We start from the raw sequence: 16,361 nt of genomic DNA on the forward strand, positions 1-16,361 counted from the left end.
TACCATCGCGAAACCAGAGAAAATAGCTCCGGCAACGAAATATGGAGGATATACTGTTGAGTGCCATCCTTTGATTACCGACGTTGCGAAGTCAAAAGATACAATCGTGTGTACCGAGAATACTAATGGTGTACATAAACCAGCTAATACCAAAGATAACTCTTCGAAACGTTGCCAATGTTTTGCTCCACCTCCCCATCCGAATGATAAGATTCCGTAGATTTTCTTAGCGAATGGTTTTGTTGCACGGTCACGTACCATAGCGAAGTCAGGAATTAATCCCATCAACCAGAAAACTGTTGATACAGAGAAATACGTAGAAATCGCGAATACGTCCCATAATAATGGTGAGTTAAAGTTAGGCCATAAAGATCCAAATTGGTTAGGAATTGGGAATACCCAGTACATTAACCATGGACGACCCATGTGAATTACAGGGAATAACGCTGCCTGTACAACGGCGAAGATTGTCATGGCTTCCGCAGAACGGTTAACCGACATTCTCCATTTTTGACGGAATAATAATAAAACGGCTGAGATTAACGTACCAGCGTGACCGATACCTACCCACCATACGAAGTTGGTGATATCCCATCCCCAGTTAATCGTTCTATTCAATCCCCATACACCAATACCAGTTCCTACTGTATAAGCAATTGCTCCAACACCAAAGATGAATGCAACCATTGCTATACTGAAACATGTCCACCACAACTTACTTGCTGGCGTCTCAATTGGACGAGCAATGTCTACTGTGATATCGTGGTAGGTTTTATGTCCTAAAATAAGGGGTTCTCTTACCTGTGATTCGTAATGTGACATATTTGTTTACCTTATTAATTCTTTACTAATTTAATTAAGCTTGTTCTTTTCTGTTTCTAACTTTTACTTGATAGATAACGTTTGGTTTTGTACCAATTTCTTCTAATAAAACATAAGAACGTTTATCTTTCGATGCAGCTCTTACTTCAGATTTATCATCATTGATATCACCAAATTTCATCGCACCTGTTCCACAAGCAGCAGCACAAGCAGCAGCAGCCATAAACTCTTCGTCTTTAACTACTCTGTTCTCTTTCTTAGCTTTTAAGATTGCAGCTTGAGTTTGTTGGATACAGAATGAACATTTCTCAATTACTCCTCGTGTACGTACAACAACGTCTGGGTTAAGTACCATACGACCTAAATCATTGTTCATGTGGAAGTCGTATTTGTCATTGTTCGCCCAGTTAAACCAGTTGAAACGACGTACTTTGTAAGGACAGTTATTTGCACAGTAACGAGTACCAACACAACGGTTATAAGCCATCATGTTTTGACCTTGACGACCATGAGATGTTGCACCTACTGGACACACAGTCTCACAAGGAGCGTGGTTACAGTGTTGACACATTAATGGTTGGAAAATCACATCTGGATTTTCAGCCTCTGGCTTAATTAAACGTGTATATTGTTGTGGTTCGTTATCTGGATCAGATTCTAACGCAACTTTTTGAGTTAATTTTCCGTCTTTATCTTGGTAAGTAACATCAGAGTAGTAACGGTCAATTCTTAACCAATACATATCTCTCGACATACGCATTTGCTCTTTACCAACAGTTGGTACGTTGTTTTCTGCTTGACAAGCAATCACACACGCTCCACATCCTGTACAAGAGTTCATATCAATTGTTAAATTGAAGTGAGGTCCTGTAGAACGATCAAAACTAGCCCATAAGTCAACTTCACCTACTGGAGAATCTCCTCTCCATGTTGGCATCTTCGCAACTGGATTCCATTCTTGACGATCTGTGTTGATGAAATCTGCTAAAGAAACTTCTCTTGCAATTTCGTAACGTCCCATCAATGTTGGTTGTTGTTGCATGTTAGCAAATTCGTGTTTATCTGAACGAGAAGATTTTTCAATCTTAACATTAGATGCACCTACGTTACCAGTATATAATGCGAAAGCATTAACCCCTACATTGTTTGCAACTTTACCAGCTTTTGTACGACCATAACCGAAAGCTAAACCTACAGTTCCGATTGCTTGACCTGGTTGGATGAATACTGGAACGTTTTCTAAAACTACTCCATTAACAGTTAAGTTTACATACTCACCGTCAAATTGCATTCTTCCGTTTGTAACGTTGTAGTTATCTTGAATTTTGATTCCTAATTTTTCCGCATCATTTGGATTAACTGTTAAATAGTTATCCCAAGAGTTACGTGTAATTGGATCTGGTAATTCTTGTAACCAAGGATTGTTTGCTTGTGTACCATCTCCTAAACCAGCTTTAGAATAGAATTGAATTTCCCATTCTGTTGCTTTAGCTCCAGCTAATTTTGTAGCAGCCGCTGCAGCAACACCAGTGTTAGCAGTAAATGCAGATGTTTCAGTCGTTTCATTATAACCATTGTATAATGCTTTGTTGAAATCTACACCTAATTTTGGTAAAATAGCTGATTCCCAGTTTTGTTTTACATATAAGTAATATGGAGAAACTTTTTGTCTTGTTGCAGAAACCGCCATCACCATAATTGGATCATTTGGATCTTCTACTTCTGTTACTTTAGTTACTCCTGTCATCCATGCGATTAATGAATCTTGGAATTGACGAGAATCAAATACACGTGGAATTGTTGGTTGTTGTAATGAATATACACCTGTTAATGGGTTGAAATCATTCCAAGACTCTAAACCGTGAGTAACTGGAGCAATAACGTCCATTACTGATGCAGTTTCGTCTAATTTTTCAACTAAACCAACTTTAAGTCCAATGTTTTTGAAAGCTGCTTCAATTTCTTTTGCATTTTTAGCATTGTAAATTGGATTTGTTTGGAAGTTTAATAAAACCCCAACTTGTCCAGCTTTAGCTTCTGCAACAAATTGATTAAATACAGCATCGTTAGACTCTTTTAATAAAACAGCTTTATCAGAAACTGCAGCTGATCCTAACAATTGATTAATTGCGTATGCAATTGCGTATGCTTCTTTCGAACCATCTGCCATAACAACCGCTTTAGAACCTTTTGCTGTTAATTCAGCAGCAATAGCTAATGCTTCTTTAGAAGAAGCTGAACCACCTGCTAATTTATTATAAACTTCAGCCAATACTTTTTCAGTATCAGTTGGTTTTAATGGATAACGTGTATCAGCATTTGCACCTGTTAAAGATAAAACAGATTCTACTTGGATGTGACGCATCATGTTTGCTCCTGGTTTACGAGCAACACCATAATCACCTTCCATTCCACCACCATTGTAATCACCTAAGAAATCTGCGTTGAAAGAAACAACTAATTCAGCATTCTTAAGATCGTAGAATGGCAATTCTCTTTTTCCGTAAACTTCTTGCGCTGCATCTAATGCATTCGTAGAAGAAATTGCATCATAAACAACGTGTTGAGTTGTTGGATATTTTGTTGCAAACTCAGCAATCAACTTTTTAGTTGTTGGTGAAGGTAAAGAAGAAGTTAAAATAACTACTTTTTTCCCTCCTACTGATGCTAATGCTTTTGTTACACGTGCATCAAGCTCTTTCCAAGATGTTGCTTTGAAGTTTTCACCTGCGTTTGTTAAAGGTGATTTTATTTTATCAGAATCGTATAATGATAATACAGATGCCTGAACACGTGCATTTGTAGAACCATAATATTTTGCGCCTTTGTTTGCATCAATTCTAATTGGACGACCTTCTCTTGTACGTACTAATACGTTCGCGTAATCGTATCCATCAAAAATTGTAGATGCATAATAAGTAGGTACACCAGGCATAATGTTTTCTGGTTTCACTACATAAGGAACAGATTTTACGATTGGAGCTTCACAGGCTGCTAAAGTAACAGCAGCTGTACTGAACCCTAAAATCTTCAAAAAGTCACGTCGTGAAGTTTGACTATTCTCCATGGCGTTATCATTCCCTAAGAAATTATCTACAGGAATTTCTTCTGCAAATTCGTTGGTAGTTAACTTTTCATTTAATGTATTGTCAGTTAACTCCTCAAAACTTTTCCAGTAATTTTTCTTCGAAGCCATTTATACTCCTCTCTTTTTTATATTAATAATGACATTTACCACACTCTAAACCTCCGATAGCATCAACTGTAATCTTAGTTGCGTCACCGTACTGTTTTTTCAGTTTTTCGTGTAGTTCTGCGTAATATTCTTTGTTATACTCGTTGTCCATATCTACCTCAGTAGTTCTGTGACACTCGATACACCATCCCATTGTGAAATCATTCGCCATTTTTACTTCGTTCATTTCATCAACACGTCCGTGACATGCGAAACAAACTTGGTCTCCTGATCCAATGTTCAATTCTTTAGCATTTGGAATAGTTCCATCTTTAATTGCTTTCTTAATCGCTTTCTCTCCAGCTACAACGTGTTGTGCGTGGCTAAAGAATACGAAATCTGGCATATTGTGGATACGTACCCATTCGATTGGTTTTTGCGGACCATCGTATTTGTTCGTTTCTGGATTCCATCCAATAGCTTTATACATTTTTTGGATTTCTCCTGTATAGAAGTTCTTAACTGCTTCCTCATCAGCGAATTTACCAGAAGTGATTAATTCTTCTTCGAAGTAATCTCCTTTGTATTCTTTGATTGTTTTGTGACAGTTCATACATACGTTTGGTGAAGGAATTCCAGACACTTTACCGTATTTAGCAGAACTGTGACAGTACTGACAGTCGATACCTTGTACACCTGCGTGAACTTTGTGAGAGAAATAAATTGGTTGTTCTGGCTCGTAACCTTTATCAACACCAATTCCCATTAATCCCCAATACACGTTGTACAATGCAAAGAATGCTAATACTGCGATTAACACACCACCAACTTTTTGGTATTTTTGGAAGAAGTTTGCGAAAGAAAAAGCAGCTTTTTCTTCTTTAGAATCTAAATCATCAGTTGCAGTTGCTTTAACTAATGCATTAACGCGAACCAAAATCCACAATAATAATGCTGCTAATACAACAAATCCAACTGCGATAACTCCTGTTCCAGCACCACCTCCGTTTCCGGCAGCAGCAGCTTTAGCAGCAGCAGCTTCTTTCTTTTTTGCAGCTTTTGCATCATCAAAAGCCTTTTTACCACCATCAGGATCGGCAGTATACGCTAGAATATTATCAATATCACCATCAGATAAGTTAGGAAAAGCTAACATTTCAGTGTTATTGTACTCAGCGAAAATTTTGTTTGCATACGCATCTCCAGACGCACGTAAAGCTTTGTTGTCCTTAATCCAAGAGTGTAACCACTCTTTTCCAAGTCCAGCTTCTTCTTGTACGCGTTTCTCAACATTACGTAATTCCGGCCCAATTAATTTACCATCAATCTGGTGACATGCAGTACAGTTGGCTTCGAATAATTCGTAACCTTTACCTGCATCTTGGGCATTTGCTAAGGAGAACGTCGATAGTATTATCGCGCAGCTCCATAAACGTATTCTTTTTAGAAATCTTGCCTTCATTTACTTAAATAATCTCAGTTCGTTGTTTCTTTTAACTCGTTTTTATTTGAACACTTAACTAACAGCAAAAATAGCTTCAATACTTAATAAAATCATAAAGTTTACATACTGAACTTTGTCATTGAGCTTAATTTAAAACGTTTCTAAATTAATTGTTAAAAAATATTGCTGTATAAATATTATCTATTTGATTTGATAGAAAAGATTTAGAACAAGAAAAATTGCTATTTAACATAATTTAAAAAATAATCATTATTGTTTTTATTATAATCTGCCAATCGATTTTACGAAACAACAATCAAATATTTGATTGTCAAAAAAAATTGGAACAATATTCGTTGTAAGAAAATAAAAGTCTATAAAATTTAATAACTTAATTGTAAAAAGTATATTTGCACAAATTAATTTCATCTTATGAAAAAATTTATCTTTTTATTCCTTATTACTTTTTCTTCTTGTGTTTTTGCTCAAGATAAAATTGATACTATTCAAATCATCAATAATGGTACATTGAATATGGAAATTGATAGTAGAATAAATAATGTATTAAAAGCAAAAGAAGATGCTGTTTGTAGTTATACCACTACTGTAAAGAAACCGACAGAGAAAAAACCAGTTATACAATCTAATGATCCTTGCGCAGGTACACCACAGGTTAATGGTTTCAAAATTCAGATTTATTATTCGAAAGATAGAAAAGATGCAGAGAAGGTAAGAAATGAATTTGCACGTTCTTATCCTGACTTATCATCGCAAACAGCTTATTTCTCACCAGACTATCGCGTTTTAGTTGGAGATTATTTTACAAGAGCATCTGCTTCGAGAGATATTCGTCGTTTGAAATCAAAATATAATAGTGCATTTTCTATTCCGTTCAAGGTTTTATGTAGAAAAGCGAAGTAATATTTTATAAAAAGGAAAATGTATCCTTATCACAACAAAATAAAACAGCGAATAAAGAATGGTGAATTAGTTTCGTTTGAGTTTGTAGAAAAATATAAAAATATTTCTCCATGTTTAGTTTTATATTTCAAAACAGAACCTTTTACACGACCTATTCGCGAGCATCGTTTTTCTGAATATAGACTATTACTAAAAATAGAAAACGATTAACTTTCTTTTGGAAGTTGAATTTATTCGAAAAAATAAAAAAAGCGTTATCAATTTTCTTGGTAACGCTTTTTTATATTTTAATGGTAATATTTAGTAGTTGATTCATGCTTTTGTTTTTAGTTGTTCAGAATTCTACCTCTGCCCTCAATTTCTAATTGGATAAGTATCGATGCTAAATTTGTTTGTACAAATCCCAAATTGCCTGCAACTAAAACTCCTTTTTCTCCTGTCGATATTTTTTCGATTCCGTAAACACTTGATTCATCTTCAGGGTTCGAATTTCCTTCGTAACGATAGATATAAATAATTCTAAAATCGTGCGGATGATCAATCAAATCACTTTCTAATAAATTAAAATCTTCTTGATATCCTTTTTCCGCAAGTTCACGTAGCGCAACACTTGACGTTTCATAATTAAATTGCCTTCTTTCAAACATAAAATTTATTTTATTTGGTTAATAATTATAAATCTAATTAATTAATAGACAGAAAGTTGTTAAACATTCGTTAAGTATTTGAGCGCATAAAAAAATTAACATACTTAATGATTTATTGTATTCAAAATAAGTTCTTATTTTTGACAAAAAGATACAATGATTTTAGAAAAATTAAACCAAAACGAAGCTAATTTTGCGGATGTTATCGCGCATATTGAAGAAAATTATACTTATACTGCTTCTGCTTTTGTAAATGGAAATCAGGAAAATGCTGTAGATCAAAATCAAGGAAGTGCTAAAGTTTTTGCGTTCGCAAAATTGAATAATTTTTCTGAAGATGATACATTAAAATTATTTGCCGAACATTATCAAGCGGTTTTAGATACGCCAGAAGGAACAGACCACAACAACATTCGTCAATTTATGAAGAACGGTTGGAATGGTGTCAAATTTGAAAACGAAGTGTTGAGAAAGAAATAATCTCGAAAAGAAAACGTCTTACATAATGTAAGACGTTTTTTGTTATTTAACTAAAAAGGCGCCATAAAACTAATCGTATAATGATCGATGGTTTCTCCATTCAAATCTTTCAATTCTAAAATAACTGGTACTTTATAAGATTTAAGTTCACTTTTTGGTATTTTAATATCGATTAAACCTTGTTTTAATTCACCTTCGTCTATCTTTATAAATTTATCAGGTTCTACCAATAACACCGTTTTTCCACCTTTAAAACCATTTACGTTCACCACCAATTTATAAGGCTTGTTCGTTTTATTCATCAAACTATATTGCATTGTATTGATGATATAATCTCCTTCTACGACATAATCTTTTCCTGGAACTTGTAGAAATTTCACTTCAACATCACTTCTATTCAACATAAAAATTGTCATAGCAGAAATCATTGCGACTAAAATGAGTGAAAAAACAATTGATCGTCCATTTATTCTAAATGGTTTTCCTTGTGCAATATTTTCTTCTGATGCATATTTTATTAAACCTGTAGGTAAATTAATTTTTACCATTATTTCATCACAAGCATCCATACATGCTGTACAGTTGATACATTCTAATTGAGAACCATTTCTGATGTCAATTCCTGTAGGACAAACCGCGATACATTGTCCACAGTCGATACAATCTCCTTTCCCAACAGCAACGCGATCTTCACCTTTTCTAAATTTACTTCGACCACTTTTTCCTTCTCCTCGAAGATAATCATAAGAGACCTGCATTGTTTTTTTATCAAGTAAAACCCCTTGCAAACGCCCATAAGGACAAACCAATGTACATACTTGTTCACGAAACCAAGCAAATACGAAATAAAATAATACACTAAAAATAAATAATCCTAAAAACTTTCCACCATGTTCAGTAGGACCTTCTTTATACATTTGTATCAAGACATCCATTCCTATTATATAAGAAAAAAGAATGTTTGTTGCTAAAAACGAAACAATATAAAAGACAAACCATTTACCTCCTCTTTTCAGAATTTTCTCTTCATTCCAATCTTGTTTATCTAATCGTATTTGTTTATTTCGATCTCCTTCTATCCAAAATTCTATTCTTCTAAATACTCCTTCTAAAAAAATAGTTTGAGGACAAACCCATCCACAGAAAAGCCGTCCATAAACAGAAGTAAAAAGTATGACGAAAACCACACTTACAATCATACCAAAAGCAAGCAAGAAAAAATCTGTTGTAAAAAATGGATAACCAAATAAGATAAAATTTGTATTAAAAACATCAAATTTAAAGATGGGGTTACCATTTGGTAGTTTTATAAAAGGAATAACAACTAATAGAATCAGCAATATAGAGTATACAACTGTCCTATAATTTGTAAATTTTCCCGATGGTTTCTTTGCATACACCCATTTTCGGGTTCCTGACTTTGTAAACGTCGCTACCTCAGTTCTAAATTTCTCATTTTCTGCAGCTAAATTATTCTCAAAATCAGTTTTGTTCAACTCGTTCATATTACTCTTGATATTAGTATACAAATTTACCACCAGAACACCTCTAGAATCTGGCACTATTTATGGTATTTATGGTAGTATTTACGGATTGATATAAATCATTAATTCATAAAGATTTACTAATATACATCTAAACTACCTACTTATGAAAAAATTATTAACCTTCTTTACTTTATTGATTACTGTTTTCACTTTTTCTCAAAACATCTACAATTCTAATAATGTAGATAAATTTGCTGTTTATCCAGATTGTAAAGATGAATCAGGTAGTTATTTAGAATGCTTTAAAAATAAACTTAACGAAGAGGTTTCTGATAAATTATCAAAAATGACATTGGATAAAATATTACGCGGATCTAGTGATTATTTTGCAAAATTGAATTTTGTTATTGACGAAAATGGATATTTTACCAATATAACGTCCCAAGGAAATGAAACATTAGCTCGAATTTCTACTCAAATCCTTTATAGAATAAATAGAGAACAAGAAGAAAAATCAACAAAAATAAAACCTGCTTTGGTTGATGGAAATCCTGTAAAAGTTTATTTTAATATTTCAGTTCATTATACCAACAAATAAAAGAATGTCAAAAGTTAAAAATAATATTGTTTTTTGAAGAAGGAAATCATTAACCTTTTAAAATCAACATATTTGCAAAAGGCGTGATTCTTTTATTATTAACTATTTTTAATCCTGCTTCTGAAATTGCCTTTTTCCATTGTTTTTCGCTTAGAAAATGAAATGCTCCAATATTAAAAAACAAAAAATTAGTCGAATCACGAAATTGTTCTGAAAGGACAATTATTCCATCTTTTTTCAAAATCCTTTTGGCTTCTTTAAAAAACAAAACTCTTTCTGTATGCTCCAAAACTTCATGAATAGCCGTAATTGCAAGAATTATATCTTGAGAATTATCTTCAAAAGGTAATTTATTCGTATGAATTATTTTTTCTTTTGGATTGGGTGGAAATACTTTTTTCGAAATTTTAATTCCACTTTCGTGCTCATGTCTATTTCCATAAATATCACAGACGGTCAAATTGATAGTCGGATATTTTTCTTCTAAATTTATAGACAAAGGATCAAAACTTGCGTGAATTAAAACGACATTCTCAACATTATTAAAATCAGCAATTTCTTTCAATTTATTTATCTCGTATAAATCTGATTTATCGTAAAGTATATAAGAAGCGAGAATTGATGCAATAATATTTAGCAATATCAATCCTCCCACAATATTAAATAGCATCTTGATAAATGTAGAAACTATAAAAAATGATAATACAAATAGAAGAATTGAAACAATTACTCCTAAAAGGATTTTTTTGTAATTGAATAGAATGACAAGTTTTGTTATTTTCATTAAGATTGATTAGGTATTCATAAATTTTAAATCAAGATAATGATGATTTATGTCTTCTGGATTTATGTAAAATATTGTTTCTTTTTGTTGAATAAACCATAATAAAATATTATCGTACTCCATTTCAATTTTTTGTTTATAATGAATTACGGCATTTTTTTGAGGATAAGGAATAATAAAAATTACATCTATATAATTAAAAGAATTTTGAACTAATTTAATATTTTTTAAATCGACTTTTAAAGCTATCTGACTACTTTTCCTTACAGAGGTTACTTGATTATCAATTTTAGGACTTTTATCCATATAATTGTTAATAACAACGTATAAAACAAAGGGCAAACATAAGATAACTCCTAATAAAGCAAAACCAGGATTCATTTCTAATTTTTGATGTTTTCCCCCAATTCCCACAGCAATAAACATAATACCTAAAAATAAAATGATTGATAGAAAGAAATAACCAATCCATCTTAGCACTTTATAAACAATAAACACATCTCTTGTCTCTGATTCTTCGATAGGTTCCTATGTATTCTATATCATCTTTATAGTCATTAACTGGTAGTTTTATAATTTTCATATTTCACCATTTTATAGGATAAGCTTTTGAATGATATACTTTAGAATCTCCTTCTCTTGTAGTAATTATCAATGAATCGCCAACAGCGTTTAATTCATCAAATATTTCTGGAAAATCTTTCTTGAATTGTTGATAATTAGTTAATTGAATAGTATCTTTAAAAATATTCCCTAATTCTTTTGAATAATTATATTTTTCTAGAATATTTTTTGCTTTTAGATTCGAAATATTTATTTTTCTATTTACCAATAATAATTTGATTTGATTATAATTATATTTTTTAGGTTTTAATGGTCTTAAATATTTAGTTTTGAAATCATCATTATATATAATATAATTTGTTGGATATATCAAAATATTATTATCATATTATCATATTTAAAATCAAATTCTAAAAATGTAGTTTCATTTAAATTACTCACTCTAATTTCTATAGGGATATTTAATCTAACACTATCTTTATATTCACCTTGAATATTACATGAAATTGTAATTTTTTGAATTGTGTTTTCTTGATTAAAAATAACTTCTTTATTAGGTATGCAACTAATTAACAAAAGTGTTGCAATAAAAAATTTATTCATATAAAAAATCATTAATTTGTAGGAAAAAATATTGTTTCTATCAAAGCTATATCATCTTGTATTGAATCATCATTTTGCCATTTCTAAAGAATTTACCAATCAATTCTAAACTTTTCAAATTTAAATTTTCTATCACCTTTTTTTGAATAATAAATAAGAAGAGTATCATTTTTTGAATTTAGTTTATTAAATAAATCTGGTTTAATAATTTTAAAATCTTTTATACCTCCAACAAATACAGTATCTCTAAAACGTTTTTGCTTTGATTCCATATTCATTTTTTTCAAAACTTGAGTTAATTCGTTATAAGATATATTGATATTTTTATATAATAATAAATCTAAATTATAATCAGAATCTTTTTCAAATCTAATTCCTGATGTAGGGAAAAATTCTTTATTTGCTTTAGTAAAAAAAGTATAATCTGTTAACAATCCTATAATTTTTTTGTTCTCAAAATACTGTATATCTGCAGATGAAATTTCTTTTTCAAACTCTAATTTTATATTCTTAGGTAAATATACTCTCACACTATCTTCATAATATGGATTAGATAAAAGAAATATTCTTTCATTTGAATAATCTTGATGATAATTTATTCTTGATTGATTAAATTTAGAACCACAGCAAATGAAAATTAATAAACTAAATACGAAATATATTATGATTTTTTTCATGATTAATAATTGGTAAATATTGTTTCTATTAAAATAATATCATCTTTTATTGAAGAATCAAATTCTTTTTTATATAGGATTGTAAATGGTTTGACATTATTAAATATTTTGATTTCTCCAGAATGAAATTTTTGACTTCTTATATTCTCTTCATTATACTCTGATTTTTGCAAATCTAGTATAGTTTTAAATTCTCCCATCATCAATTTATTATATGTTTCTTGAGTTATTTCTATGAAATCATAAATCTTTTCATCATCATTATTCTAAGTTAACTGGTATGGATAGTATATGTAATTCTTCTGGATTATCTAAATATTCATATTTAAATAATATTTCATCTTTTTTAAATACGTTCAATAATTGATATAATGCCTGATTATTGGTTATAGTAAAACGTTCTTTTTCTTTAATGGCAATATTATTATTAATTAAGTGCCTAAAATCTTTTGCTATCAATCGTGTAATATATATAATATCAAAGTTTATTGTATCATTTAAGTTAAGTTCATCTTCTCTAAATATACTACCACTTGTCCCAAAATTATTATTTGGATGTTTATGATAACTTACACTCTCCAATTTTAAGGTTTTATCACTTTTTAATACATATCTTTTTGGAAAAGTAATAGTAGTAAATAAACTATCTGTTTTTGGTTTTAAGCCTATTGTTTCAATTTTAATAGGATCTTGATTTTTTATTTCTTCTAAAGTATCTATTGATTGCCCTTTACAACTAATAAAGATTAATACCAGAAATAATACTATTTGTTTCATTATTCTAAATTAACAGGTATGGATTTTGCTATTATATTTTTCAAATCATTTTCATGATAATATCTAAATCTAATATCATCTTTTTTAAATTCAGTTAATAATTTATAAACTTCTGCTTTGTTTGATACTTTATATACTATATTTTTTTTGAATTTATTATTATTTTCTATGCTATTAAGCTGATTAGGATGAATTAATTTAAAATATTCAATATTAAATTGAATAGTATCTTTCAAATTGATATCATTTTTTAAATTAATAATTGCATTATTATTTTTATTATATATTAATTTATAATAATCTATACTTAATAATTTTAATTTTTTATTACTTTTTAATATATATTTTTTCGGCAGAACTATAATTACTGATAAACTATCTGTATTAGGTTTTTGTCCTAGTATTTCTATTGTAATAGGTTCTTCATTTTTGATTTCTTCTAATGTATCTACACTTTGCCCTTTACAACTAAAAAGAATTAAAATTAGAAATATTGCTATTTGTTTCATTATTCTAAGTTAACAGGAATTGACAATACTTGTAACTCTTTTGGATTATCTAAATATTCATATTTAAATAATATTTCATCATTTTTAAATTCACCTAAAATATTATGTAGTACTTTAGTGTTAATTATTTTATAATTTTCTTTATTTTTAAAAGATTTTTTACCGTTAAATTTTTAAATTCCTTAATAGATATAAGCTTATAATATCTAAAATTTATATCTACTGTATCGTTCAAATTAAGATATCTATCTCTTTCTATATATGCGTCATTATTTGGATTATAAATAGATTTATAGTACGAAATATGTATCAATTTCAATTTGTTTTTACTATTTAATAAATATCTTTTAGGTATAAAAATATTTACACCCAAACTATCTGTATTCACTTTCTGCCCTAACACTTCTATCGTAATAGGCTCTTCATTTTTGATTTCCTCTAAAGTGTCTACACTTTGTCCTTTACAACTAAAAAGAATTAATACCAGAAATAATACTATTTGTCTCATTATTCTAAGTTAACTGATATGGATTTTGCTATTGTATTATTTAAATCATTTTTATGATAATATCTAAATCTAATATCGTCTTTTTTATATCCTTCCAAAATGTTATAAATTTCGTTATTATCAATTACTTTATAAATTTCGTTATTTTTAAAATCAGTTTGATTCGTTATTTTTTTAAAATCTTCAATAGATATTAATTTATAATAAAAAAGATTAATATTAATACTGTCCTCTGGATTAATAATTTTATCATAAATTATATAACCTGTTTGATTATTATTATGAGGATGATTATAATAATTAATATCAATAAATTTTATTTTTTTACTACTTTTTAATAAATATGTTTTAGGTATAGTAAAGGATGTAAACAGACTATCTGTTTTAGGTTTTAATCCTATTACTTCTATCTTTATTAATTCTGAATTTTTTACTTCTTCTAATGTATCTACACTTTGCCCTTTACAACTAAAAAGAATTAAAATCAGGAGTAATGCTATTTGTTTCATTTTTCAGGTTGTATTATAATACTTTCTATTATAAAAATATCATCATTAATTAATTCATCTCTTTGTTTTCTTATGATTAGAGAATACTTTGTTTCGTTAATTTCTTGACCTTGAATTTTTTTTTCATAAATGGCATAGTCATCATTTATTCTAATTTTTTCTAAATCAATAATATTCTTTATTTCTCCTTTCAACAATTTATCAATAGTTATCTGCGGAACATCTTTTATAAACTCATAATCTTTATAATCTGTTTCTCTACCAAAATGCAACAAATTCCTTACTTGTGTTAGTCCACTTCTTTTGGCATTTTCTAGTTTTATTATTTTCAGTTCTTCGTACATATCGTCGAACTCTTTTACAATATCCATCGATATCCATTCTAGTACAGCAAAACCAAATGCCAAAGGAGCAGAAATAGGAATCATGCCTACAAAAGAAGAAAGGCTTGGTTTATTGAACTCTCCATTTTCACTGATTACAGGTATCATTTCTTTCATTTCTGTAAGCAATTGATAAGAGCCATAAACTAAATTAGCATTTCTTCCGTATTTCAAAACTTTATTGATAGAATTATATGAAATTATGCCTTTATAAGATTGATCAAGTTTTATTGTCTTTAAAGTTTCTTCTATGTAAACCATTTTGATTGGCTTTGTTGTTTTATAAAAATGTTCTACTTCATTGACTGTGAAATTTTTAAAATTATGTGCTCTTGTACTAAAGTCTATTCCTTCTGTAAATACTTGTTTCTTAAATAAATTAACTCCTTCTATTGAATTAAAAAATGTGGTTGTTTTTATTTTAACAGCTGCAAACTTTTTAAATGATATATCATCTTTATCAATTGCAAAAAGTATAAACTCGCCTAAATGATTAAATATTTCTGGAAAATTGTATTGATTTTCCACTGAAAATGGTTTTATAAACAAATTTTGTTCAGAACGTTTTACCTTCAGATAATCTCCAAAACTATTAGGTAAATGAACATTCTCTTGGTCATCGTAACCACATTTAAAATATAATTCCAAATCACCCCCTTCTTCATTAAAATACAATGTTTCTTCGTTAAACAAATTATTCAAACCCCAATCTAAAGAAATTTCTATATATCCTTTTCCTTCTTTATCCAACTGCATAGTTGTTATTTCATTGTTTCCTCGCATTATTCGGATATGATCGTCTGTAGAATAATTAGCTAATCCAAAAGTCAAAGGAATAGGAATAGAATAATCATGTTCATACAAGGCTATCATAATATTTTTTCCTTCAGGTTTTTCTATATTTTGTGTTTGTACATGAAAACGAACTACATTTAGTATTTTAGCTTCTTTAATAGGTTTATCCTCTTTATCTGTCCACCAACCTTTTACAAAATATTTATTTGGCGGTGGTGGATCTTTTGGAGTTCCAAAATTAGTACCTCCATCTGCTGTAAAGTAACTTCCGTTATTAGCATATGCAGAAAAATCATTTGTATAAACTTCCCATTTTTCGCATTCTATAGAGTTAGTTCCTTTAACAATTCGTGTAATTTTTCCTCCTGCCATAATTAATGCATTTTTGTTCCTTCACCTCCATTATTATCAAATGAACCCTGACTATGTATTTCATTTTTATTTTCAGAAATAATCTTTTTATCACTTGATTGGTCTAAAACTTCTTTTGATTTAGACGTTTTATTACCATTGGCAATTTCCATAATATTAGCAGCCATCAAACTATAATCTAAAATTGCATTATTAGTCATCATTCCTCCAGCAGTTGCTATATAATTTACACCTACACTATTTGTAAAATTCATGCCTATAGAATTCATTTGGTTAATCCCAACACTTGTATTCATATTCTCTTGA

At 29.6% G+C, this 16,361-nt stretch carries 19 protein-coding genes and 1 pseudogene; 4 read left to right on the forward strand and 16 right to left on the reverse strand.

Features of this window, described 5'->3' with window-relative positions:
- The 3 genes from nrfD to B4H69_RS13985 all read right to left on the reverse strand — a co-directional run.
- Positions 1 to 822: NrfD/PsrC family molybdoenzyme membrane anchor subunit (gene nrfD / locus B4H69_RS13975; RefSeq protein WP_291094521.1), on the reverse strand; the 822-nt coding region annotated here is incomplete at its 3' end.
- A gap of 34 nt (positions 823 to 856) precedes the next feature.
- Complete coding sequence (locus tag B4H69_RS13980; RefSeq protein WP_180906122.1) at positions 857 to 4,018, reverse strand: TAT-variant-translocated molybdopterin oxidoreductase; 3,162 nt, start codon at positions 4,016 to 4,018, stop codon at positions 857 to 859.
- A gap of 22 nt (positions 4,019 to 4,040) precedes the next feature.
- Positions 4,041 to 5,459: a c-type cytochrome gene (locus B4H69_RS13985; RefSeq protein ID WP_180906121.1), complete on the reverse strand. Its 1,419-nt coding sequence runs from the start codon at positions 5,457 to 5,459 to the stop codon at positions 4,041 to 4,043.
- A 414-nt stretch (positions 5,460 to 5,873) separates the two neighbouring features.
- Between B4H69_RS13985 and B4H69_RS13990 the strand changes: the two genes are divergently transcribed.
- Complete coding sequence (locus B4H69_RS13990) at positions 5,874 to 6,362, forward strand: SPOR domain-containing protein (RefSeq protein ID WP_180906120.1); 489 nt, start codon at positions 5,874 to 5,876, stop codon at positions 6,360 to 6,362.
- Between the two features lie 18 nt (positions 6,363 to 6,380).
- Positions 6,381 to 6,572, forward strand: coding sequence for a hypothetical protein (locus tag B4H69_RS13995; protein WP_180906119.1), 192 nt, complete (start codon positions 6,381 to 6,383; stop codon positions 6,570 to 6,572).
- A 116-nt stretch (positions 6,573 to 6,688) separates the two neighbouring features.
- On the opposite strand, the gene B4H69_RS14000 is transcribed toward B4H69_RS13995, so the two are convergent.
- The gene (locus B4H69_RS14000; RefSeq protein ID WP_180906118.1) at positions 6,689 to 7,009 is read right to left on the reverse strand and encodes a hypothetical protein; all 321 of its coding nucleotides are present in this window, start codon (positions 7,007 to 7,009) and stop codon (positions 6,689 to 6,691) included.
- Between the two features lie 156 nt (positions 7,010 to 7,165).
- On the opposite strand from B4H69_RS14000, the gene B4H69_RS14005 reads away from it, so the two are divergent.
- Positions 7,166 to 7,489, forward strand: a complete 324-nt coding sequence (locus B4H69_RS14005; RefSeq protein WP_180906117.1) for a HopJ type III effector protein — start codon at positions 7,166 to 7,168, stop codon at positions 7,487 to 7,489.
- 50 nt (positions 7,490 to 7,539) lie between these two features.
- Here B4H69_RS14005 and ccoG read toward each other — a convergent pair whose 3' ends face one another.
- The gene (gene ccoG / locus B4H69_RS14010) at positions 7,540 to 8,994 is read right to left on the reverse strand and encodes a cytochrome c oxidase accessory protein CcoG (RefSeq protein WP_407932835.1); all 1,455 of its coding nucleotides are present in this window, start codon (positions 8,992 to 8,994) and stop codon (positions 7,540 to 7,542) included.
- Positions 8,995 to 9,139: 145 nt separating this feature from the next.
- Here ccoG and B4H69_RS14015 point away from each other — a divergent pair, with 145 nt between their 5' ends.
- The gene (locus tag B4H69_RS14015; RefSeq protein ID WP_280046050.1) at positions 9,140 to 9,574 is read left to right on the forward strand and encodes a hypothetical protein; all 435 of its coding nucleotides are present in this window, start codon (positions 9,140 to 9,142) and stop codon (positions 9,572 to 9,574) included.
- Between the two features lie 49 nt (positions 9,575 to 9,623).
- Here the strand turns inward: B4H69_RS14015 and B4H69_RS14020 are convergent, their stop codons facing one another.
- The 11 genes and pseudogenes from B4H69_RS14020 to B4H69_RS14070 form a co-directional block, all read right to left on the reverse strand.
- Positions 9,624 to 10,244 (reverse strand): methyltransferase domain-containing protein, encoded by a 621-nt coding sequence (locus B4H69_RS14020; RefSeq protein WP_280046051.1) that lies wholly within the window; start codon positions 10,242 to 10,244, stop codon positions 9,624 to 9,626.
- Between the two features lie 123 nt (positions 10,245 to 10,367).
- Positions 10,368 to 10,838 (reverse strand): hypothetical protein, encoded by a 471-nt coding sequence (locus B4H69_RS14025; RefSeq protein WP_280046052.1) that lies wholly within the window; start codon positions 10,836 to 10,838, stop codon positions 10,368 to 10,370.
- A 106-nt stretch (positions 10,839 to 10,944) separates the two neighbouring features.
- Positions 10,945 to 11,295, reverse strand: coding sequence for a hypothetical protein (locus tag B4H69_RS14030; RefSeq protein WP_280046053.1), 351 nt, complete (start codon positions 11,293 to 11,295; stop codon positions 10,945 to 10,947).
- 322 nt (positions 11,296 to 11,617) lie between these two features.
- Positions 11,618 to 12,202: a hypothetical protein gene (locus B4H69_RS14035; protein ID WP_280046055.1), complete on the reverse strand. Its 585-nt coding sequence runs from the start codon at positions 12,200 to 12,202 to the stop codon at positions 11,618 to 11,620.
- Positions 12,203 to 12,204: 2 nt separating this feature from the next.
- On the reverse strand, positions 12,205 to 12,402 hold the full coding sequence (locus B4H69_RS14040; RefSeq protein ID WP_286486240.1) for a hypothetical protein: 198 nt from the start codon (positions 12,400 to 12,402) through the stop codon (positions 12,205 to 12,207).
- Positions 12,403 to 12,463: 61 nt separating this feature from the next.
- Positions 12,464 to 12,979, reverse strand: coding sequence for a hypothetical protein (locus B4H69_RS14045; RefSeq protein ID WP_280046057.1), 516 nt, complete (start codon positions 12,977 to 12,979; stop codon positions 12,464 to 12,466).
- A complete protein-coding gene (locus B4H69_RS14050; protein WP_291094534.1) occupies positions 12,979 to 13,488 on the reverse strand; it encodes a hypothetical protein in 510 nt (169 codons plus the stop codon). Before B4H69_RS14050 ends, B4H69_RS14045 begins: the two co-directional genes overlap by 1 nt.
- A 124-nt stretch (positions 13,489 to 13,612) precedes the next feature.
- The gene (locus B4H69_RS14055; protein WP_291094537.1) at positions 13,613 to 13,996 is read right to left on the reverse strand and encodes a hypothetical protein; all 384 of its coding nucleotides are present in this window, start codon (positions 13,994 to 13,996) and stop codon (positions 13,613 to 13,615) included.
- Positions 13,996 to 14,505 (reverse strand): hypothetical protein, encoded by a 510-nt coding sequence (locus B4H69_RS14060; RefSeq protein WP_291094540.1) that lies wholly within the window; start codon positions 14,503 to 14,505, stop codon positions 13,996 to 13,998. Before B4H69_RS14060 ends, B4H69_RS14055 begins: the two co-directional genes overlap by 1 nt.
- Entirely contained in the window at positions 14,502 to 16,055 is a 1,554-nt protein-coding gene (locus B4H69_RS14065) for a hypothetical protein (protein WP_180906098.1), read from the reverse strand. The genes B4H69_RS14060 and B4H69_RS14065 overlap by 4 nt, the downstream gene beginning before the upstream one ends.
- Positions 16,056 to 16,057: 2 nt before the next feature.
- Positions 16,058 to 16,361: pseudogene (locus B4H69_RS14070) on the reverse strand (hypothetical protein); the annotation flags it as partial.

This window comes from Empedobacter sp. UBA6745, assembly GCF_002453775.1.
In the GTDB taxonomy this organism is placed as follows: Bacteria; Bacteroidota; Bacteroidia; order Flavobacteriales; family Weeksellaceae; genus Empedobacter; species Empedobacter falsenii_C.